A 21,522-nucleotide genomic window follows, 5' to 3' on the forward strand; every position below is an offset into this window, starting at 1 on the left:
TACCCGCCTGACAGAGATAGTAGCCGATTGATGAAGTAATTCCGCCGCTTCGGGAAGCAACACCGACGTTACCCTTTTTGAACCATTCTCTCGCGGAAGTTGCATTACCGCCTATCATCCCCAACACCGCCCTGTCAACGCTCAGAATACCGAGAGTGTTCGGACCGACGAATTCCGCCCCGCTGAGTTCAGCCGCTCTCGCTATCTCCATCACATCCCAGATAGGAACCCTGTCCGGTACCAGCACAATAAGTTTCACTCCCGCCTCGATCGACTCAAGTGCGGCGTTTTTCACAAGTGGAGCGGGCACATAAACCACACTCACGTCAAACGCTCCATGAACATCCACAGCTTCAAGCAGCGTGTCATAAACCGGGACTCCGAGTACCTCCTGCCCACCTTTACCGGGAGTGCAACCTGCAAGAACTCTTGTTCCGTAATCCATCATAAGCTTCGTCCGTGCCATCCCCTCACGCCCGGTTATCCCCTGAACGATAACTTTTTTTGTCTCGTCAATCAGGATTGACAATTAAATCACCTTTTCCCGAATAAGTTTTTCATCCAGCTCCGGAAACGGATTGTTCCACTGCCAGCCTGTTTTTCCCGTCTCTCTGAATCGTTCTAAACGCCTGATAGCCATTTCGGCAAAGACAGGGTCATTATCAACAGTGTATACCTTTCTACCCAATCTTTCTCCCGCTATCAACGTGGTGCCGGAGTGCGCAAAAAAATCTGTGACAAGACCGCCTTCACCGCTTCCGGATTCTACTATCCTTTCGATGGCTTTAAGCGGTTTTTGAGCGTAGCATCCGGGTACGTTTTCTTCCATGCGATAGAACACCTGTTGAATATCGACCCAGACGTTTCCCGCCCTGATCTTTTCAGACTTACCCCTCGCAATATTATCCTTAATTTCGCCGTTAACCTTTTTATAATATCCCCGTAGGATTTTCGGAATATCGGTGTAAACCGCATCGATATTGAATTTCGGCTTGCCTTTTACGTAATAAAGAAGCTCTTGCCGTACCCACATCCAGTTCTTTTGAGTGCCGTATCCCCTCTGATTCCTCATAGTTATCATATTACGCGGAGTGAGTTCTTTAAATTTTCGAAGAAGAATCATAATGTCCGGCAGCGGCTGAAAATTATCCTTATAATCTGTTCCGAGCCAGAAATAAAAGTGAGCGTTCCCGCTGAGGTTGTCCACTACATTACGTATCCATTTTTCAGAAAATCTCAGATATTCTTCTATGTCTATTTTCGAAAGATTGACCGTGTTCTCATTTCCGACTGCAACGTTATAGGGCGGGTCATTAACCGCCAGATCGGTTTTTTCGCCATCCATGATCTTCCGAATGTGGGAAGAATCGGTCGCATCAAGAACTCCGACGCGGTGTCCGTTCACACTGTCTTCCCAGACCTCCCCCCGCTGCAATCTGCATAACGGCAGTATCTCCTTTCTCAGATCATCATGCACGTCTAATCGCTTAAGTTTTTCTGTAGTGGCACGCTCATTCATAGAGCTGTTTGCAGCTGTTTCCATATATTTTAATCCGTTAATCCCGCTATCGGAAGACTGATATACGCTCCTCCGTTTCCATGGAAATGACACTCCTGTTCACAGGCGAGACATTCCGTACACTTTCCCTTCGCCGCATCTTCTTTGCTGATAGCGAGGACAGGCAAGTCGTTTTCGAGTTTAAGTATTTCCGGTCCGCAGGAAGCGATACAGGGTTTATCTTCGCAGTCAGCGCATAACGCATGGTCGTAAGAGATCTCGCCCGTCAGAGTCTCAAATTTATACGGCTTTTCATGTACAGGAGGCGCAAACGTTTTCTCGCCGTTTGAAACAGCTTCGAAAGCCGCCACAAGCTCACTCATCCGTTCCGCACAAAAATCGGCGCTGTCGTCCTTTTTATATCCTTCGACCGGAGCGGGCAGGTCTTTTGTGTACTCCGTGAGAATCTCTATCGCCTTATCTTCCTGATTACCTCCAAGCCTGATTACCGTGGGTATCGACAGGTTCGATTCCCTGAATGCCTTGACGAGTCCCCTCGCCGAGTGAAACTGTTCCTGAGAAGCGACACCGGAGCCGGAGCCGAAATAACCGACTATGTTTTCCTGAGAGAGTATTATCTTCGCTGCCCTGTAAACTTTTGAAGCGGGAGGATTCCCGCTTGTATCCGTGAAATTTGCTATCTTGAAACCCTTGTTGATCAAGGCATCCATAGACATCATCGAACCGCCGCCGCCTGCTCCGTGAAAACCGATATAATTCTCATCTTTCGAAAATCCCTGCGCCATTTGAATAAAATAAAACGTCCCGCGGTAATCGTCTTTTTCAACGTCCCACGCTATCTTATCCAATTCCGACGGGGGACGGTCCAACTCGCGTGCGATCTCGATCCCTAATTCAGGATGCCTGAACACGGCGGAATCATCTACGGTTATGCGGCAGTCCGCTGCAATAATCTCACCTTCCTCGGTCATGACGAGAGGATTAATTTCGGCAGCGCGCGCCTCATATTTTCGCGAAAGATTGAACAGTTTGACCAATACACCGGCTAATTTCGTTTGCAGCTTACCGCTGATACCTGTAAGCCGGACGAGATCTCTCGCCTGGTAATCTTTCAAGCCGTCCACAACATCGATCGAAATTCTGTTTACCTTATCGGGCGTTTTCTCAGCGATTTCTTCTATTCCGGTGCCCCCCACGGAAGAAAAGATCATAACAGGTTTTTTCGACTTATCATCAATAATCAAACCGGCGTAGAATTCCTCCGCTATGTCGAGTTTCTTTTCGACGAGCACGCTTTCTACGGTGAAGTTTTTCACTTTAGTGCCGAGAATTTCTGCCGATCTCGATTTTGCTTCCCCGGGAGTGTCGGCGAATTTTATGCCCCCCATTTCAGCCCTTCCCGTAGTCCATGCCTGCATTTTGATAACCACCGGTGAGTCTAATTTTCCGGCTATCTCAAAAACCTCATCGGGAGTTTTTGCTACGCCGCCCTCCGGTACGCCGATACCAGCCTCTTCAAGAAGAGTTTTTCCCTCATATTCATGCAGCTTAGCCACTGTTAAGACCTGAATGGGGCAAGATTAGGATCAATATTCTGAAAGTGATTTCAAGGCGGTATAAATGTCCTCATCGTTCGGAAGAACGAAATCCTCTAGCTTCGGAGCATACGGAATCGGAGTATCCACAGCTGCTACACGGCGTATCGGAGCGTCGAGAAAATCGAATCCGTTCTCGGAAATCTGCGCGGCGATCTCGGCTCCGAATCCCTGAAACAGCGTGTCTTCATGTACGATAAGCGCTTTCGCAGTTTTTCTGACCGAACCGAGAATCGTTTCCATATCGAGCGGAACCATAGACCTTATATCTATGACCTCGGCGGAGACGCCTGTCTCTTTTTCCAACCGTTCGGCGGCGTCGAGCGACCGCTTGACCAACGCTCCATACGTTACAATTGTAATACCCGATCCCTCTCTGACTATCCTGGCTTTTCCAAACGGAACAAGATAGTCTGCGTCCGGCTCAGGTGATTTCGCGAACGGTTGACGGTAAATTCCCTTGTGTTCGAGGAATAGAACAGGATCGTTACCGCGGATAGCAGTCTTTAAAAGTCCTTTCGCATCAGCCGCATTGGAAGGCATACAAATTTTTAATCCGGGAATATGAGAGAAATACGCTTCGATGTTCTGGCTGTGATAAAGTCCGCCGTGTATATAACCGCCGCATGGAATTCTCAGGATGACCGGACACTCCCAGGCGTTATTGGAGCGGTAGCGCATAGTCGAGAGTTCGTTCCGTATCTGCATCATTGCCGTCCAGATGTAGTCGGCAAACTGTATCTCAACAACCGGTTTAAATCCGTATAATGCCAATCCGATCGCTACTCCAACGATGCTTGACTCCGCAAGCGGGCTGTTGAAAACACGCTCGGAACCGAACTTCGTCGACAGACCCTTGGTTACCGTAAAGACGCCTCCCTTTCCGTCTGCAATATCCTGACCGAATACGAGTATATCCCCGTCACGATCCATCTCTTCATGCAGAGCGTGATTGATTGCGTCCACTAAAACCACCGGCTCCCCTGACGGTTCGGTTTTTTCGTACTCGAATGATTCAGTTTTTCCGCTTTCGTCAAAGACGAACCGGGAGGCGGTATCGCTTTCGGATTCTTCCCTGCTTTCCGCATATTCTACCGCCTTATTGACGGTTTCCAAAACCGATTCTCTTAACGACGCCTCTTCTTCTTCAGTCAGAACTTTCGCCTGTAAAAGGATATCCTTTAATTTTACTATCGGGTCATTGGCGATGTCGGCAGCGAGTTCCTCTTCCGGACGGTATTTCCTCTGGTCATCCGAAGACGAATGGGGAAGCAGCCTGACGCACTCAGCCTCCACAAGAGCGGGTCCCTCTCCGAGCCGCACCCTGCCGATCACTTCTTTCATTAAATTGTTTGAAGAAGTAAAATCGGTTCCGTCCATCTTATATCTCGATAAACCTTCGTACCCCTTCGTCATATTATACACCGAGCCGCCCGAAACCTGTTCCGATATGTGTACGGAGATTGCATACTTGTTATCTTCGATAAAGAAAATTATGGGAAGTTTTTCGCGCGAAGCCCAGTTGAGCGCCTCATGAAAGTCCCCCTGACTCGTCGTTCCCTCGCCGGAGGAAACATATACGACCTCCTCGCTGCCTCTTTTTTTCATTCCCATCGCAACGCCTACCGCCTGTAAGTACTGCGTTCCTGTCGGGCTTGACTGCGAAACTATGTTCAACTCCCGATGACCATAGTGAGCCGGCATCTGCCTCCCGCCGGAATTAGGATCGTCCTCTCTGCTCATGAAGCACAGCATCAACTCCTCGGGAGTCATCCCGAGTCCCAGCACAAACGCCACGTCCCTGTAATATGGGAACGCCCAATCTTTCTTGCTCTGCAAGTTAAACGCAGCCGCTAACTGGGCAGCTTCGTGACCGGCTCCCCCGATATGGAAAAACCCCTTCCCCTGACGGATCATTGTGAGCATTTTATCATCGAGCCGCCGGGATATCAACATGAGTTTATATGCTTCGATCATCTGGTCGGGAGTGGTAAGCCTGCTGCGCTCCATAAAGTTTTCGACCATTTCTTCAATCGCCATCTTATCAGATTCCTATCGAGATTGAAGATGTCAATTCTTCACGCATAATATCAGGTTTCCGCTCGGGCAGGAGGTTATCCCTTAGATTTTTCACTATGTCACTGCCGAAAACTTTTGAGAACGATTTTACGTAAACAGGGCTGACTTCATCGACGCCGAGTCTCTTTCCCAAAATTTTTGACATAGAGGTCACCGATTTATCCCTGACACCGCACGATATTATATTATCAAAATATGAAAGATCAGTAGAAACGTTCAGAGCAGTGCCGTGCATGGTTATCCACTTCGACATTTTTATGCCAATGGACGCCAGCTTTTCATCTCCGACCCAAATTCCGGTTAAACCAGTTTCCCTTCCGGCAACTATCCCGAAATATTTCACGGTCGATATCAGCACCTCCTCCAGATCCCTGAGGTAACGGTGCAGGTCTTTATAGTAATTGTTCAAATTCAGTATCGGATACGCCACCAGCTGTCCGGGCCCGTGATAGGTTATATCACCGCCTCTTCTTATGTGCTGCAATTTTATCCCGTTGGAATTCAGATACTCCTCATCCACAAGCAGATTTTCCAATGAACCGGTTACGCCGATGGTATATGTATGCGGGTGCTCTACTGTCAGCAGGTAATCTTCCTCCATGCCGTTTTTCTTATCGTTCATCAGCTGATGCTGAATCTTTAACGCGGTTTCAAATGGAACTGACCCGAGTTCGACGGATACTATTTTTCGGGCTTTGTCAGATGTTAGTCGCTTCACCATAAGCGTCTCCCGCGGCTTCCGGTATCGATTCTCCCAATGTCGGATGCGCGTGAATTGTTTCCATTATAGACTTATAAGTCGCGCCGTGGGTTCGCGCAAGGAGGAGTTCTCCTATCATCTCCGTTGCATCGTCTCCTACAATATGAGCTCCGACCAGCTCCCCGTCTTCTTCGCTGAAGATCGTTTTTACAAACCCTTCATAATGTCCGATGGCAAGCGCTTTTCCGTTCGCTCTAAAAGGGAATCTCCCTACTTTAACTTTCAAACCCTTTTCACTCGCCGCTTTTTCCGTCAAGCCGAAACTTGCTACCTGCGGCTGGCAATATGTGCAGCCGGGGATAGAGGAATAATCGATTCCATGATCGCGTTTTCCCGCCATAATCTCGACAGCGGCGATACCCTCTGCCGAAGCCACATGGGCGAGTAACGGCGGTCCTATTACGTCTCCGATTGCCCACACACCGTCACGAGTTGTCCTGCACCTGCTGTCGGCATCGATGAACCGACCGCTCGTTTCGACTCCTGCCTCCTCTAATCCTATGTCCTCAATGTTCCCCCTTACGCCTACGGCGTTCAGAACTATATCAGCGGATATCTCATCCTCCTTGCCATCCTTTTCGATTGTGACGATCACTCCGTCAGCGGTCTTTTCAACATTTTTAACCGCCGTGCTTGTTCTGATGTTCATTCCCCTTTTTAAGAACGACTCCTCCACGCTCTTGGCTACTTCTGCATCTTCCACCGGAAGTATCTGAGGCATCATCTCCACGAGAGTCACTTTTGAACCGAATGTCGAGAAAAAATACCCGAACTCGATGCCGATGGCTCCGGCGCCTATAATCACTAAGTCTTTAGGAATCTCTTCGAGCGTCATGGCAGTTTTGCTGGTGATGATCTTTTCTTCATCTACATCTATGCCCGGAATTGTAACCGGACGACCGCCTGTAGCGATAATGACGTTTTCGGATTTCAATTCTTCACCGCCCGAAAGAACGACATTTGCGTCAGCGTTCAACGAACCCCTGCTATTGTACACCGTTACGTTGTTCTTTTTCATCAGAAACCCCACACCCTTGCTCAACCGCTCTGCAGCCACGCGGCTTCGTTTTACAATTTTTCGCATGTCAAAAGAAGTGCCGGAAACTTCCATTCCATAGTCGGAGGCGTGCAATATCTGATCGTACACCTCGGCGCTTTTCAAAAGTGTTTTAGTGGGAATACATCCCCAATTCAGGCAGATTCCGCCAAGGTCTTTATCTTCCACAAGAGCAACGCTCATGCCCAATTGATTTGCCCTGATGGCAGCAACGTAACCGCCGGGTCCTCCTCCGAGTATTACAATGTCATATCTGTTATCAGTCATTTTGTCTCAAAATATTATGGGTTTAAAATGATTTTGCCAAACTGTTTCCTGCTTTCCATATGCTTATGCGCTTCGGCTGCATCTTTGAGCATAAAAGTAGAATCAACAATCGGCTTCAACGCGCCGGAGTTTATATACCTCAGTACATCGAAGAGCTCCGAAACATATCCCATGTATGAACCGAATATAGAGATCTGGCGGCTGAAAATCCTGCGCAGGTCGATTTCCGCAACGGGGCCGCTTGTAGCTCCGCAAGTGACCAAACGTCCGCCTTTCTTCAGAGAGCGTATGCTGTCCGACCATGTCGCCGGACCGATATGCTCAATTACCAGGTCGGCTCCTTCACCTTCGCTGTCTTTGTATATCACATCCTGAAAGTCCTCTTTTTCATAATTTATAACTACATCCGCTCCAAGCTTCTTAGCCTTCTCCAATTTTTCATCGGTCGAAGAAGTAGTATAAACACGCGCGCAAAACAGTCTCGCAATTTGTATTGCAGCCATCCCGACTCCGCTTCCGGCAGCGTGAACAAGAACCTTATCACCCTCCTTGACTTTACCCAGGCTGACGAGCATGTGCCATGCTGTAAGAAAAACAAGAGGAAAAGCTGCTGCTTCGTTGAAATCCAGATTCTCAGGTTTGGGTATAACGTTTCGCTCCGGCACGGAAATGTATTCTGCATCTCCACCGTCCGATTTTGTTCCGAGCGGCGCATACGAATCGCAGAGAGTTTGTCTTCCAACCAAACACGCTTCGCAGGTATCGCAATAATACGCCGGATAGAGGATCACCTCTTCTCCGGACTTAACACTTTCTACCTCGCTTCCGACTTCACTCACGATGCCCGATATATCCGAACCGGGAATCCTCGGAAGACCGTAATCGGCGCCTGTTGAACCTGAACGAACCCAGATATCGAGATGGTTTAAGGCGCACGCTTTTACTTTTACAAGAACGTCTCCGGGCCCTATAGCGGGTTCCTTAACCTCTTCGTAAATTAGTTTATCCGGACCGCCGTGTTCATGGATGCGTATTGATTGCATAGCACATTAATTTATATGCCGAAGTCGGGAAATACCAATCTAAATTAGCGTGAAACAAGAAACGGTTCTTGATATCAAGAACCGTTTTATTTTCATATTTAGTTGAAACCTACTCAGGCTGCGAAAGAGGCTCCACACCCGCACGTTTTCACCGCATTTGGATTCATGAAAACGAATCCTTTTCCGTTTAATCCGCCGGAATAATCAAGCGTTAAACCTCTCAGATAGAGATAGCTTTTAAGGTCAACGAAAATTCTCATCCCATTCGACTTAAATATCTTCTCGTCGCTCCTTGCCTCATCTTCGAATGTGAGCTCATATTGAAGACCCGAACAACCTCCGCCTTTCACACCCACTCTCAATCCGAACCCTCCCTTACCCTCTTTTTCCATAAGCTGCGAGACGTAACCCGAAGCTTCTACCGTAATATCTATTCCTTTAGCTAAAGGATCATCTGATTTCATTAAATCAGTAGTGAGTTCACCTTTCATTTATTTCCCTTTCAAGCACTGCTTTCGTCTCCTCTAATATAAGAAACGGTGCGTAAAACGCAAGTAAAAGCTGTTAAATATTGAACCTGTACGGATTATCGCTCTATATCCAGCTTATAAAGATAATGATATAAATTGCTCGTGGAGACTCCGAGATGTTTTGCGGTCGGGCCCTTCTCCCACTTGTACATGGTTAATATCTGTTTAATGTATTCTCTTTGGAAATCGTTTGTAGCGTCTTTTAGACTCTTACCCGAATATTTCAGGGCATATGCGGTCGGTTCGTCAATCCCCATATCAAGCAGCTCGATAAGCTTCTTCATGCTTTGTTTCATTTTTTCATCGATCTCATATGCGGGATGCGGCTTAATACCGAGCTTATCGGAGTAATCTGCTTCTAAGTACTCCACCAGCTTATTAACCCTTTCGAGCAGCTGACAGAACTCCCAGCTTCCGGGAAACTCCGTTCCGCTCTCTTCCTGATATTTCACTCGCAGGGCGTACGACATTCTTAATGTTTCCTTTGCTTCCCGGTACTTTTCAGCTGAATGATAATGGTTTCCGAGCTGATCTAAAGCGTTGATAATTTCCTCTTTATCGCCGACCATTTCAGCTATATTCCGAAGTTCCTTATATGCAGTTTCCGCCTTATCGGATGAACCTAACGAGGTATATATCTGAGCGAGATGCTTCATCCGGTCAATTGTATCATACGGGTCTGTACGGTCTCCTATCGAAAACTCCAGAGCCTCCGCAGCGGGTCTCAGCCTGCCCAACTCCGATAGAACATATCCCCGAAGCGCCGAGATATTCAGTAATTCACCTTCCAACATATTCTTTTTCGCAAAATCATATGCCTCATCAAATATTTTCAGAGCGCTGTCATACTCACCCTGTTCATGATATACCCGTCCTGTGTCTTCCATTGAGTGAGCTGCTGATTCGTACGATTTTTGCGCCTCGTACTCTTTTGTCGCACTTTCCAGGTTGCTTATCGCATTTTCGAAATCTCCCGTATCAAAATAAGAGAGCCCGAGATAATGATAAACTTTCGGTTGGAGCTCCTCGTCGATTTTACCTTTAGGCAAGCTTGAAAACGCTTCTATGGATTCATTCGGTCGACTGTTAAGATAAAGAGCAAGACCGAGCGAATATTGCAAAGACAGTTCATGATCTGTTCCCTTCATCCCGCTCCCGGCAGCTTCGAGAAGGGATAATGCGATCTCGTGTTCTCCGTTATCAATCAGATTATCTCCAATCCTGTAGAGCATTTCCGATTTCACAGCGTCATCAGATTTAAAAATGGATTTATTGAGTGAGTCTATATCCGGATTCTTGCCGCCGATCTTAAGCTCGCGAGCTCTTTCAACTATAACCGTCATCTGATCCGGCTTTATCCTCGAAAGTCCTTCTTCCACACTTACCCTGACATCATCGCTCATTTCAATTAGTCTCCATAAATTATTTAAACCGTCTGTTGCAATTATATTGTAAAATCCTGTCTAAAAGTTAATAACTTTTGACTCAATATTCAATTATTTTAAAAGGAATAACGGGAAATTATTTTTTCAGCCGGCACTCCTCGGTAGCGTAAATCACGATATGCTTGTGATGCGTGAAGAAACCTTCGGACCTATCCCGCTCTTTATTCCTCCAAGATGAGCAGGAGATTGAGCAGCATTCTACATCTATTTCTATTCGGAAGATTTTGGAAGAAAGCCTCTATCTTTTCATTGATAGTGCGAATAAAAAAACTTTTTTAGTTCGCTGCCGCTCTCTTTCTGCTTTTCTTTCTTTTCAGTCTTCCGAATGTCTGGTCCGGAGCGATAGCAATTCCGGTTCCGAAAACTATTACCAATCCCCCTATCCATATCCATCGCACGAGAGGATTGACATACACCTTTATTGTCGCTCCGTTATCATCCCAGCCCGCTAAGACAACGTAGAGGTCTTCCATAAAAGTCGAATATATTTCGACTTCGGTGTTCGGTTGCTCCTGGCGGGGGTAAAACCGTTTTTCGGGCTTCATTGCCGTGACGAATTCGCCGTTCTTATATACCTTCAGGTCAGCATAAACCGACTCGTATCCATCGATTTTCTCCGACTCAAGTCCGGAGAATATCAATCTGAAGTGTCGTATATCTACCGACTCATTTTCACGAAGATATACCTGTTCCTCGAACTGGAACGACCCCGATCCGACAAATCCGAAAAATATGAGAACCATTCCGAAATGAACTATGTACCCCCCGTATCGCCTTTTATTTTTCCCCACAAGGAGGTTGAGAGCTTGCAGCGCCTTTTCACCCGTCATCCGCATCCGTGCTGTCGTACCCATCCAGAATTCCATTCCAAGCGAGTACGTAGTGAAAAACAGGAAGGTAAAGCCCATGATAGTGTAAAATCCTCTCAGTCCGACAGCTAACTGCACAATGACCAATACGCCGGAAAATATCGAAGGATAGAGAAAGTTTTTTCTGAATTTCGAAGCCGTCATTTTTCTCCACGAGATCATCGTACAAACTCCGGTCAGTAATATCAACGCCAGCCCTATCGGCACGGTTATCTGATTGAAAAACGGAGCGCTTACCGTCACCTGAACTCCCTTGAACAACTCCGAAACAAGGGGAAAGATCGTGCCCCATAGAACGGCGAATGCGGCGCCTACTAATAGTAAATTATTAAAAAGGAAAGTGCTCTCCCGTGATATGAGCGACTCTAACTGGCTCTCACTCTTAAGCGAATCCAGCCTCATGAACAAAAGCCCGAAGCTTGAAATGCTCATAAATGCCAGAAACCCGAAGAACATCGGACCTATTGCGGATTCCGTAAACGTATGAACTGATGACAAAATGCCGCTCCGTGTCAGAAACGTCCCGAATATTGTGAGCAAAAACGTTATTATTATCAAAACCATGTTCCAAACCTTGAGCATCCCCTTCTTTTCCTGAATCATAACAGAATGAAGAAACGCCGTACCGGTAAACCAGGGTAGGATTGCGGCATTTTCAACCGGATCCCACGCCCAATATCCGCCCCATCCCAATTCGATGTAAGCCCACTTCATCCCGAGGATATTGCCTATCGTAAGGAAAAGCCAGGCTATTATCGTAGATCGTCTGATAGCCCTGATCCAATCGGTTCCCATATGCTTTGTTGCGAGAGCGCCGATAGCGAACGCAAATGGTATCACGAAGCCTACGTATCCGAGGTAGAGCATTATGGGATGAATGGCCATATAAGGATTTTGCAGGAGAGGATTAAGCCCGTTTCCATCTATCGGCATGATGTCGAGCCGCACAAACGGGTTCGCCACAAAAACGAGCAGCAGATGGAAAAAGATAGACACCGTCATCGTCGTTCCCACTACCCACGGCATAAGCTTCCTTTGTTTGTTCCTATAAGTTAGGATAGTCACAATACTGTAAATAGTCAGCAGGAAAAGCCAGAACAGCAGAGAGCCCGCCTGTCCACCCCATAACGCGGCAATTTTATAAATCACCGGAAGAGCGAGGCTTGTGTATTTGGCAACGTACTCGACGTTAAAATCGCTCGTCAGCATCAGATATTCGAGCGACAACACTGATATCAGCGTCAATCCGAAAACCGCTATTACGCCGTTCTCACCGCTCCGGATGAGTTCGGGTCTATTCTGCTTTACGCCCATGTACACAAGTATTATCGAGCCTGCTGATACCATCAGGCCTAATTGCAGGGCAAACTGTCCTACTTCAGTCATTTGTCAGATCCTTTCGGAGGGTATATTTTCATTTTAGAAATTCCATGAGCAGGCGGACGCCTACACCGGTCGGTCCTTTCGGCGAATAAGGCAGCGGCTTATTTATATAGGCGGTTCCCGCTATATCGAGATGAACCCAGGGAGTTTCTTCGACAAATTTTTCGAGCAATGCCGCTGCGGTAATCGTTCCCCCTTCTCTGCCGCCTATGTTCTTCATGTCTGCAACGTCGCTTTTTATCTGATCCCGGAATTCATCCCACAAGGGAAGCTCCCATACTCTCTCACCGGTCGATTCGCCGGCGCCTATCAGTTTTTTTGTCAGCTCCCTGTTGTTTGATATCAATCCTGTCGCGTGGGTACCAAGGGCTACTACAACCGATCCGGTCAACGTTGCGAGGTCCACTATTGCCGAAGGTTTGTAATTTCTTACGGCATATGCGATTGCATCCGCAAGTACAAGCCGCCCTTCAGCGTCAGTGTTTATCACCTCGATCGTCTTACCTGAATAAGTCTTAAGTACGTCACCGGGTTTTAGGGCGTTTCCGCCCGGCAGATTTTCCGTAGCTGGTATGATCCCTACGACATTTTCTCTTACATCGATCTCCGCTAAAGCCCTGAAGACCCCTAATACGGCAGCGGCTCCCGACATATCGTATTTCATCTCTTCCATACCCGCCGAGGGTTTAATGCTTATACCGCCGCTGTCGAAAGTTATGCCTTTTCCAATAAGCGCAATCGGTTTTCGTCTGGCAGAAGCGCCCCGGTACTCTAATAATATCAGCTTAGGAGGTTCGACGCTGCCTTCCGACACGCCGATTAACGCTCCCATTTTCAGTTTTCTTATCTTAGCTCTGTCAAATACCTTGACTCTGATTTTCGGCGAAGAACTCGCTATCTTCCGGGCTTTAGCGGCAAGGAAAGAAGGGGTTGCGGTGTTACCCGGCTCAACTTGAAGATCCCGGGTGAACATCACGCTTTCGGATATTATTGCTCCATTTTTAACCGACTTTTTCAACTCGGCTTTTGCATTTCCCTGCGGGTTTATAAGCTCCAACGAGGTGAATTCGCTTACGTTATCGTCACTGTCATCTTTGGTTTTGTACTTATTGAATTTATAACCCGAGAGAATGAAACCTTCGGTCTGCGCTTTCGCCACCGCCGGATCTGCCTCCGAGCCGAATATCAACATCGACGCTTTTTTGTGTCGGCTTGAACTCAGAGATGTTCTCGAAATCCCCCCCGCTTTTCGCGCCTTCTCTTCATTCCACTCGGATTTTTCCCCGAGACCTATTAGAAGAACAGTTCTTACTTTTGAATTCTTTTGCCCTCGAATCGAGAGTGTCTTTTCCGAATCCCATTCAAACAAATCTTCCTTGACTGTTCTTGAAATCAGTTCCTCGATTCCGCCGGGAAGGGATTTTGCCCATCCGGGAAGTTTCTCATTTTTGAAAGAGCCTATTATCAGCACCCCCTCAACTCCTTTTAGAAAACTCCCATCCCTTACGATAACTTTCAATGATCGCCCCTTTTAAAGCACGTCGGCAAGTGTTCTTCCTTTTGTCTCTTCGGTTATCAGATCTTGTATTTTCATTACGGCGTGAATCAGACCCTCTGGACGCGGCGGACAGCCGGGCACGTAAGCATCTACCGGTAAGAACTGATCGATCCCCTGCACAAGAGTATAAGTATCAAAAACACCCCCGCTCGATGCGCAGGCACCCATTGAAATCACCCATTTCGGTTCAGGCATCTGTTCGTAAATCTTGATTAACACCGGCATCATTTTAATCGATATCCTCCCTGCCACTATCATCAGATCAGACTGACGCGGGGAGAATTTTATCGCTTCGGCTCCGAATCTCGCAAGATCGTATCTCGCAGAGAGAGTCGCCATCAGCTCGATAGCGCAGCATGCGGTCCCGAACGGCATAGGCCATAAAGAATTCTTTCTCGACCACGCCACGAATTCTTTGATTCGGGTCGTTATAAGGTTATCTTTCATTTCAGGCTCGAAATTCAGTTCGCTCATCCCTATTCACACTCTCCTATCCGTGTTGTTTATCAAGAAGGCTGTCCTACCTTTCTTCGTCAAAAAACTCAACAAACTCATCTTTGAGATGGGCTACTTTGTCCATGATGAGCTCCGGAGTAATTTTGCCGAAGGTAATAAGTTCCTCCAATGCCACTTCAGCCATTTTAACTTTGTTTTTGTCGCTGCTTGAGATGATAACCGAGTCCGAAAATTGGGATATGACAAGCTTTGCTCCGGTTGACGACTCAAACGTTCTTATATTTCTCCCGCTTGAACCGATAACCCAGCTTTTAATCTCTGCCCGCGGAAGCATATATACCGAAAATATAATCTTTTTACCCGAGCCTTCCGAGTGTTTTTTCAGAGACTCTTCTATCAATCCGACGACTTCCTTGTTGACTGTTTCACGCGCATTTTCTTCAATTCGTTCTTTTAATTCACGCATTTCCGATTCTAATTGTCTTTCAAGATTTTTCATCAGGTTCTTCCGGGCTTTGTCCTGAGATAGCCCGGAAATACTTGAGAGCTTGTTCGTTTCCTCGGATATCAGATTATTCAACTCCGCTTCTTTTTCAGCGAGGATCCTTTCTTGCTGCTTAATTACGCGTTGCCTTTCGGAGAGGGTTTTCTCTCTTTTTTTAAGCTCTCTTTCTTTTCTTTGAATCCACTTACTCTGATCTCCGGTACCGTTTCCCCGATTTTTTCTGTTATCTGCTTTATTCCCTTTTCTGAAGGCTTTACCACCGCCGTAGTTCGCTCCTTTGGTCCTCGTTACCACCCAGACTATGCTTGCGGTGACTACAGCCAGCGCTGCAATAATTGCTGAAAGTTCGATATATCCAAACATGACCATTCCTCCCATAGGGGCATTTTTCAGGAGTTTTTTTATTCATAATTTTTATTCTCCTTACTTTTGCCCGTCTTTCTCACGGCGAGAGGCGACTTAAAAATTATTCTTTCACATATTTCAGGTTTATTTTTCATCGCACTATCGCCACGAATGTTAAGTTTACAAGACATCATGATAGCGTATCTTTGAATTCGTCAGGATCACTTATCTTTTTTCTTCCGGTAAATCCTGACTGAATATCGTGATACCATGATATCTCCTCTTCACCTTGCTGCCAGCAGAGAAATACTTTTTTCCCTCTAAATATTGAAATGAAATCTACCAAACCGTGTTCAACGTCTTTGAGCATGCAACCCTGTTTGGAAACCTCGTCGAGGAGGTTTTCTAACTCTTTTGAAGTCGCCACTAAAATTCTTTCTTTATTTGATAGCTCTTCACTCCTATATGCTTCATTACCAACAACTTCTCTTAGTTCATTTAGTTCTCGATTGAGTTTAAAAAAAGTATCCCTTCTATCTCTAAATTCGTCGATGATCGTAGAGAGCTGCGGCAGCAGCTTACTCGCATCATTAACTGTAAACAGTTTGTCGTCTCCGGAGCGGCTCATATTGTCACCTCCTCGCCTGCCCGAAAACCTTTTTCGTCTTTTATTGCTCTCGTAGCCACACGGTACGGATCGTGTTCATAGAACATGATCCAGTTCTCCCTTACAGCCTGATCCAGGACTCTCTCTTTTTCTTTCATAGTCTCAAGCGGAGTAAGATCATAAGCCATAATATATGGAAGAGGAATGTGTGACGATGTCGGAAACAGATCCGCACAATATAACATCACGTCGTCTCCTCCTATTATCTTGAGCAAAACCTGCCCGGGCGTGTGGCCGTTTACAACTATTCCTTCAATATCTTTGAACAGTTCTCCCTCGGTTTTAATAAATGTCAGTTGATTGTTTGACAGCAGGACTTCGTAGTTTTCGCTTAAATAACTCGCTTTGTCCCTCGGGGAGGGATTAAGAGCCGTCTCCCACTGTACTTCATGTACGTAATAAGTAGCTTTTGGAAATGTAGCTACGACAGCGCCGTCGCCGTTATTCCGGGTTGCGCCGCCGGTGTGATCAAAATGCAGATGAGTGAGGACAACGTCGGTGATCTCATCAGGTTCCAATCCCGATTTTTCGAGAGAGGATTTCAGAGAGGCACTCGAATAATCAAGAGCATAGATATCGCTGAATTTCTCGCTTAATTTATGCCCGGCGCCGCAGTCTATGATTATGTTTTTCCCGTCTCCCTGAATCAACATGGCGCGCATTGCGAGTTTGATCCTGTTCGATTCGTCCGATGGATTCGTTTTCTCCCACAATGTCTTTGGGACAACTCCGAACATCGATCCTCCATCGAGGCCTAAGTAACCGCACTCTATCGGAGTTATCTTATATCTGCCTAACTGCATCTGTCGGTTTAGTCTCCCCGCATCCGTTCGTTCTTAACCAGCCCGGTGACATGATAATCCCGGGTCTCAGGATCGAATTCAGGTGTAGGCGCAATAGATAAAACAGGGAACTTCTCCGTAAGGAGTTGCCCCGGAGCTGTTCGGCTTGCTGTTACTTTTTTATGTTCGGTGTTTTTTCTAAGCGGCCCCATGAAGCGCTTTCATAGATGCTCCATGCTGCGCTGTCTTCATTGGCTGGTCGTTCTGGGTGAGATCGAATTGCCTAAGTAACCGCTCCTTATCCCATATCATTTCCGAGCGGGTATAAGATACCAAATCGTCAATATAAGTTAATTCTATTGCATCTTCCGGGCATGCTTCTTCACACATCCCGCAGTAAATGCATCTTAACATGTTGATCTCAAATATTTTTGGAACTCTTTCCCTATCCTTCCAATCAGACGGCGAAGCTGAAGGTAAAATTGTTATACAGTTTGCCGGACAGGCGGTAGAACACATCTCGCACGCAACGCACTTTATTCTGCCCATGCTGTCCTTATTTAGCCTGTGCGCTCCCCTATATCCCGGATGGTGTTTCACTATTTCCTCAGGATACTGAAGAGTGAAACGACTTCCCATCAAATGTTTAAAGGTGAGCGCTAAACCTCTCAAAATCGCTGGTATATATATCTTATCCCAAATTGAATTTGGGCGGCGTACTATCATCTATTTCTTATTATCCCTCTTTATAAAGCCTTTCGGTAGAATATAATAATCACCGGTTGAGAAGTCAACAAGAGTTGGAGATATTTACGGCTCTTCCGCCGCCGGTTTGTGGGCACAACTGGACTCGAACCAGTGACCCCCGCCTTGTAAGGGCGGTGCTCTAAACCAACTGAGCTATGCGCCCGTCCCCGCAAAGTATAAAACCAACAAGAATAAAAATCAAGAGAGATAAGTGTGCGAGTCAGGATTTATCCTGACCGCATTGATTGTCTCTGTTAGGCGTCAGGACAAGTCCTGACTGCCACATAGGATAGATAAGCGACTGTAGTTAGTGTATGTAGGGACAACTCAGGAGGAGTTCTCCAAAGGAGTCATTCGTGACCTTCGGAACACCCCTCCCCGCCAGACCGATGTCCTGCCCGGCAAGCGGTCAGACGGGCGGGCTGGTTGATAGATGGGATTTTGGTCTCCCCTCCTTTTCAAGGAGGGGATAAAGGGGTGGTTATCCTTTTGATAGCCCCTCCAAACCCTGCGCGTTCACGACCGCTATCGCCGTCATGTTCACAACGTCTTTGACCTCGGAGGAGCCTATTTGCAGGACGTGAACAGGTTTTTCCAAGCCGACGAGTATAGGCCCGACCGCTTCCGTTCCGCCGAGTCTGTGCAGGAGCTTGTAAGCGATGTTCCCTGACGTCAGGTCGGGAAATATCAATACGTTAGCTTCTTTCTGAAGCGCCGAAAAAGGGTAATTCTCTTTCATAACCGATTTCACGACGGCGGCGTCAACGTTCATCTCGCCGTCTATTATCAAGTCAGGCGCCTGTTTCTTCACGAGCTTTACCGCATCGGCGACCTTTTTCGCCTCCGGGTGGTTGGAGCTGCCGAAATTTGAGAAAGAGAGCATAGCGACTCTCGGTTCCATGTCGAATTCCCTTGCGAGGTCCGCCGTCAGTAACGCTGTCTCCGCGAGTATCTCCGGCGTGGTCTCTATGTTCATGGTAGTATCGGCGAATAGCTTTATCTTGTTTTTGAATATCATCAGGTAAACGCCGCTGATACGGTTTATGCCCTTTTTGGTATTTATTATCTGAAGCGCCGGTCGGATAGTCTGGTTATATTGCTGTGAAATCCCCGATACAAGTCCATCGGCGTCTCCCATGTGAAGCATCATCGATCCGTAATAGTTCTGATTCCCCATGCTGTAGTATGCGTCATCGTATGTAGCCCCTTTCCGCTGTCTCAGGAGCACAAACTTTTCCGCGTAAGCCTCTTTCAACTTCGATTCGCGCGGGTCTATGATAACCGCTTTTTTGCAATCGAGCCGGAGCTCCTTGATCTTTTTCAGTATCTTCTCTTTTTTACCGAGAAGGATCGGCGTGGCGATCCCTTCGTCTATGACTATCTGACAAGCTCTCAAAATCTTTTCATTCGTACCTTCGGGATAAACGATCCTCATCGGTTTGCTTCTCGCTTTTCGGATCATCAGACGCATTACCTGCCGCGACATACCCAGACGGTCTTCAAGGGACTCTCTGTACTCGTCTATATCTATCTTGATGCGGGCGACTCCGCTTTCCATCGCGGCTTTTGCCACTGCTGTGGCTTCCCATATAAGAACACGCGGGTCGACAGGTTTCGGTATGATATATTCCCGTCCAAACTTAAAAGAATCCACGTTGTACGCTTTGGCAACGGCGTCCGGAACGTCTTCTTTTGCCAGGTCGGCTAAAGCTCTTGTCGCCGCTATCTTCATCTCCTCGTTGATCGTCTTTGCGCGAACGTCCAACGCTCCGCGAAAGATAAAGGGGAACCCGAGAACGTTGTTCACCTGATTCGGATAATCCGATCTGCCGGTGGCGACAATTGCGTCCGGCCTAGCTTCTATAGCGTCCTCATACGTGATTTCGGGGTCGGGATTAGCCATAGCGAAAATTATGGGGTTCTTTGCCATCGACTTGACCATTTTTTTAGTGAGTATCCCTTTCACCGACAGACCGCAAAACACGTCCGCGTTTTTCATTGCGTCTGACAGTGTCCGTTCATCGGTCTCCACGGCAAACTCCGATTTGTACTCGTTCATTCCCTTTTTTCTTCCTTTATAGATAACTCCCTGCCGGTCTATCATCCTGATGTTTTTCTTGTTGACCCCGAGGTTGATGTAATGCCAGGCGCAGGCGGTCGCAGCCGCTCCGGCTCCCGATATAACAATCTTAACGTCTTTTATCTTTTTACCGAAGATTTCGAGGGCATTTATCAGCGCGGCACCTGAGATAATCGCCGTACCGTGTTGGTCGTCATGAAAAACCGGGATGTTCATCTCCTCCCGAAGCCTATTCTCTATCGTGAAGCATTCAGGTGCTTTTATATCCTCGAGGTTTATCCCCCCGAACGTAGGCTCGAGTAGCTTGACGGTCCTTATGAACTCCTCTACATCTTCGGTCGCAATTTCCAAGTCGAAAACGTCCACGTCGGCAAACTGTTTGAACAAACCCGCCTTCCCCTCCATCACCGGTTTTCCCGCTAAAGCGCCTATGTTGCCTAATCCGAGGACTGCGGTTCCGTTCGTCACCACGGCAACGAGGTTACCCTTCGCGGTGTACTCGTAAGCGTTGTCGGCATTTTTCATAATCTCGAGACAGGGTTCAGCAACTCCCGGAGTATAAGCGAGAGAGAGGTCTCTCTGAGTGTGAAACGGTTTTGTGACGTTCACCTCTATCTTGCCCTTAGGCTCCCGCGAGTGATATTCTAAAGCGTCTTCTTTACGTATCATTATATTACCTCATTAAACAGTTTGAAGTGTCGGTAGTTGATTTGAGCCCGCGCGCACTATCGCATTTCGGACGTTAACGGTCGAAAATACACTGAACCCTTCCCTTTAAATATGTTCCCACAAAACCCCCTTTTATAAGGTAAAGAGGCGGGACTTCGGGTACAACAGGGAAATTTAGAGACTTGAATTCAGGAGAGATTGAACAGCCGTTTCCAGCGTATTTCTGCTCTGAGCTCCTCTGAAAAAATTCGTTACTTCACCCTTCCTATTTATAAAGAACGTAGAAGGTATCGATGTGAAATTGCCGTACATATAAACGATTTTACCTAATTCCTTGTCAGAACCATACACCACCGGATATGTTATCTCATATTTTTTGGCGAATTTTTCAATATCATCCTTAGAGCCGGAATTGATAGCTATGCCGATAACAATAAAATTGTCTTTACCGTAGATGTCGTATAGATCGTTCAAGATTGGTATTTCAAATTTACAAGGCCCGCACCAAGTAGCCCAGAAGTTCAGCACAACTATCTTGCCTTTGTAATCCGAAAGAGTAATCTCACCGCCGTCTATCGCCGGCAGAGTAAAGTCGGGCGCCATCTGATAATGATCGTCTCCCGGGTCTGCCGCTGCAAAATCCGGATTAAGATCGAAAAAGAACACCGCGGTGATCATTAGAAGCGCTAGCTGTCCGGTTCTTCTCACACTCAACCTATCGAAGTTAACCACGGGAATAATTTTGTGAAATAGAGCGTCATAGTCCAAAACAGGTTGAAGAAAATCATCACTCCTACTCCCACGAGAAATGAGCCGCTGATGATTTCAATGGCTTTATGGTGTTTTCTCATCCGTGAAGAAAAACTCATGAACCTATTTGTAGCCAGCGCGGTGAGTATAAACGGAACCCCGAGTCCGAGAGAGTATGCAGACAACAGCACGATCCCCTTTACGGCTCCACCCTGTACTCCGGCAATAGCAAGGATACCCGCTAAAACCGGACCGATGCAGGGGCTCCATCCCAGAGCAAATGAGAGGCCTATAAGAAATGCTCCGCCGAATCCAACCTCCTTCGGATTAATATTAAAGCGTTTCTCGTACTGTAAAAATTTGATGGGAACAACTCCGGCAAGATGCAATCCGAAGAAAACCAGTATCAGTCCCGC

19 protein-coding genes and 1 tRNA gene are annotated in these 21,522 nt (G+C 47.0%); all 20 read right to left on the reverse strand.

The genetic code is table 11. The features are described from left to right. A partial coding sequence (locus tag IID12_04480) for a CoA-binding protein (protein MCH8288345.1) occupies nt 1-529 on the reverse strand: 529 nt, incomplete at its 3' end. After that, the gene (locus IID12_04485; GenBank protein MCH8288346.1) at nt 530-1,519 is read right to left on the reverse strand and encodes a site-specific DNA-methyltransferase; all 990 of its coding nucleotides are present in this window, start codon (nt 1,517-1,519) and stop codon (nt 530-532) included. Nucleotides 1,520-1,548: 29 nt separating this feature from the next. After that, nucleotides 1,549-3,075, reverse strand: coding sequence for an acetate--CoA ligase family protein (locus tag IID12_04490; GenBank protein MCH8288347.1), 1,527 nt, complete (start codon nt 3,073-3,075; stop codon nt 1,549-1,551). A gap of 30 nt (nt 3,076-3,105) precedes the next feature. Beyond that, complete coding sequence (locus tag IID12_04495; protein MCH8288348.1) at nt 3,106-5,070, reverse strand: dehydrogenase E1 component subunit alpha/beta; 1,965 nt, start codon at nt 5,068-5,070, stop codon at nt 3,106-3,108. Between the two features lie 88 nt (nt 5,071-5,158). Further along, a complete protein-coding gene (gene lipB, locus IID12_04500; protein MCH8288349.1) occupies nt 5,159-5,914 on the reverse strand; it encodes a lipoyl(octanoyl) transferase LipB in 756 nt (251 codons plus the stop codon). After that, nucleotides 5,892-7,277 (reverse strand): dihydrolipoyl dehydrogenase, encoded by a 1,386-nt coding sequence (gene lpdA / locus IID12_04505; GenBank protein ID MCH8288350.1) that lies wholly within the window; start codon nt 7,275-7,277, stop codon nt 5,892-5,894. Before lpdA ends, lipB begins: the two co-directional genes overlap by 23 nt. A 14-nt stretch (nt 7,278-7,291) precedes the next feature. Beyond that, complete coding sequence (locus tag IID12_04510) at nt 7,292-8,320, reverse strand: zinc-binding dehydrogenase (protein MCH8288351.1); 1,029 nt, start codon at nt 8,318-8,320, stop codon at nt 7,292-7,294. 113 nt (nt 8,321-8,433) lie between these two features. Beyond that, nucleotides 8,434-8,784 carry an iron-sulfur cluster assembly accessory protein gene (locus IID12_04515; GenBank protein MCH8288352.1) on the reverse strand — a complete coding sequence of 117 codons (351 nt, stop codon included), beginning with the start codon at nt 8,782-8,784 and terminating at the stop codon, nt 8,434-8,436. 122 nt (nt 8,785-8,906) lie between these two features. Beyond that, nucleotides 8,907-10,253 carry a tetratricopeptide repeat protein gene (locus IID12_04520; protein MCH8288353.1) on the reverse strand — a complete coding sequence of 449 codons (1,347 nt, stop codon included), beginning with the start codon at nt 10,251-10,253 and terminating at the stop codon, nt 8,907-8,909. A 317-nt stretch (nt 10,254-10,570) separates the two neighbouring features. Next, a complete protein-coding gene (locus tag IID12_04525) occupies nt 10,571-12,550 on the reverse strand; it encodes a heme lyase CcmF/NrfE family subunit (GenBank protein ID MCH8288354.1) in 1,980 nt (659 codons plus the stop codon). 28 nt (nt 12,551-12,578) lie between these two features. Beyond that, a complete protein-coding gene (locus tag IID12_04530) occupies nt 12,579-14,066 on the reverse strand; it encodes a leucyl aminopeptidase (GenBank protein ID MCH8288355.1) in 1,488 nt (495 codons plus the stop codon). 12 nt (nt 14,067-14,078) lie between these two features. Further along, the gene (locus IID12_04535; protein ID MCH8288356.1) at nt 14,079-14,579 is read right to left on the reverse strand and encodes an NADH-quinone oxidoreductase subunit B; all 501 of its coding nucleotides are present in this window, start codon (nt 14,577-14,579) and stop codon (nt 14,079-14,081) included. Between the two features lie 46 nt (nt 14,580-14,625). After that, on the reverse strand, nt 14,626-15,429 hold the full coding sequence (locus IID12_04540) for a DUF3552 domain-containing protein (GenBank protein MCH8288357.1): 804 nt from the start codon (nt 15,427-15,429) through the stop codon (nt 14,626-14,628). Between the two features lie 172 nt (nt 15,430-15,601). Continuing rightward, nucleotides 15,602-16,039, reverse strand: coding sequence for a DUF2203 domain-containing protein (locus IID12_04545; GenBank protein MCH8288358.1), 438 nt, complete (start codon nt 16,037-16,039; stop codon nt 15,602-15,604). After that, nucleotides 16,036-16,881, reverse strand: a complete 846-nt coding sequence (locus tag IID12_04550; GenBank protein MCH8288359.1) for an MBL fold metallo-hydrolase — start codon at nt 16,879-16,881, stop codon at nt 16,036-16,038. The genes IID12_04545 and IID12_04550 overlap by 4 nt, the downstream gene beginning before the upstream one ends. 177 nt (nt 16,882-17,058) lie before the next feature. Further along, a complete protein-coding gene (locus IID12_04555; protein ID MCH8288360.1) occupies nt 17,059-17,586 on the reverse strand; it encodes an NADH-quinone oxidoreductase subunit I in 528 nt (175 codons plus the stop codon). A 109-nt stretch (nt 17,587-17,695) separates the two neighbouring features. Then, nucleotides 17,696-17,770 (reverse strand) — tRNA-Val (locus tag IID12_04560). Between the two features lie 318 nt (nt 17,771-18,088). Beyond that, nucleotides 18,089-20,356, reverse strand: coding sequence for an NADP-dependent malic enzyme (locus IID12_04565; GenBank protein ID MCH8288361.1), 2,268 nt, complete (start codon nt 20,354-20,356; stop codon nt 18,089-18,091). 174 nt (nt 20,357-20,530) lie between these two features. Beyond that, entirely contained in the window at nt 20,531-21,034 is a 504-nt protein-coding gene (locus IID12_04570) for a TlpA family protein disulfide reductase (protein ID MCH8288362.1), read from the reverse strand. A 32-nt stretch (nt 21,035-21,066) separates the two neighbouring features. Further along, a partial coding sequence (locus IID12_04575) for a cytochrome c biogenesis protein CcdA (GenBank protein MCH8288363.1) occupies nt 21,067-21,522 on the reverse strand: 456 nt, incomplete at its 5' end.

It is taken from the genome of Candidatus Neomarinimicrobiota bacterium (assembly GCA_022567655.1).
Classification (GTDB): Bacteria; Fidelibacterota; SORT01; order SORT01; family SORT01; genus JADFGO01.

What these genes read in the sequence shown, in the direction of transcription:
- lpdA (MCH8288350.1), bottom strand. Translation starts at nt 7,277, where the DNA reads ATGACTGATAACAGATATGACATTGTAATACTCGGAGGAGGACCCGGC.
- IID12_04510 (MCH8288351.1), bottom strand. Translation starts at nt 8,320, where the DNA reads ATGCAATCAATACGCATCCATGAACACGGCGGTCCGGATAAACTAATT.
- IID12_04550 (MCH8288359.1), bottom strand. Translation starts at nt 16,881, where the DNA reads ATGCAGTTAGGCAGATATAAGATAACTCCGATAGAGTGCGGTTACTTA.
- IID12_04545 (MCH8288358.1), bottom strand. Translation starts at nt 16,039, where the DNA reads ATGAGCCGCTCCGGAGACGACAAACTGTTTACAGTTAATGATGCGAGT.
- IID12_04525 (MCH8288354.1), bottom strand. Translation starts at nt 12,550, where the DNA reads ATGACTGAAGTAGGACAGTTTGCCCTGCAATTAGGCCTGATGGTATCA.
- IID12_04485 (MCH8288346.1), bottom strand. Translation starts at nt 1,519, where the DNA reads ATGAATGAGCGTGCCACTACAGAAAAACTTAAGCGATTAGACGTGCAT.
- IID12_04535 (MCH8288356.1), bottom strand. Translation starts at nt 14,579, where the DNA reads ATGAGCGAACTGAATTTCGAGCCTGAAATGAAAGATAACCTTATAACG.
- IID12_04565 (MCH8288361.1), bottom strand. Translation starts at nt 20,356, where the DNA reads ATGATACGTAAAGAAGACGCTTTAGAATATCACTCGCGGGAGCCTAAG.
- IID12_04495 (MCH8288348.1), bottom strand. Translation starts at nt 5,070, where the DNA reads ATGTTGATATCCCGGCGGCTCGATGATAAAATGCTCACAATGATCCGT.
- IID12_04555 (MCH8288360.1), bottom strand. Translation starts at nt 17,586, where the DNA reads ATGATAGTACGCCGCCCAAATTCAATTTGGGATAAGATATATATACCA.
- IID12_04515 (MCH8288352.1), bottom strand. Translation starts at nt 8,784, where the DNA reads ATGAAATCAGATGATCCTTTAGCTAAAGGAATAGATATTACGGTAGAA.
- lipB (MCH8288349.1), bottom strand. Translation starts at nt 5,914, where the DNA reads ATGGTGAAGCGACTAACATCTGACAAAGCCCGAAAAATAGTATCCGTC.
- IID12_04540 (MCH8288357.1), bottom strand. Translation starts at nt 15,429, where the DNA reads ATGTTTGGATATATCGAACTTTCAGCAATTATTGCAGCGCTGGCTGTA.
- IID12_04520 (MCH8288353.1), bottom strand. Translation starts at nt 10,253, where the DNA reads ATGAGCGATGATGTCAGGGTAAGTGTGGAAGAAGGACTTTCGAGGATA.
- IID12_04570 (MCH8288362.1), bottom strand. Translation starts at nt 21,034, where the DNA reads ATGATCACCGCGGTGTTCTTTTTCGATCTTAATCCGGATTTTGCAGCG.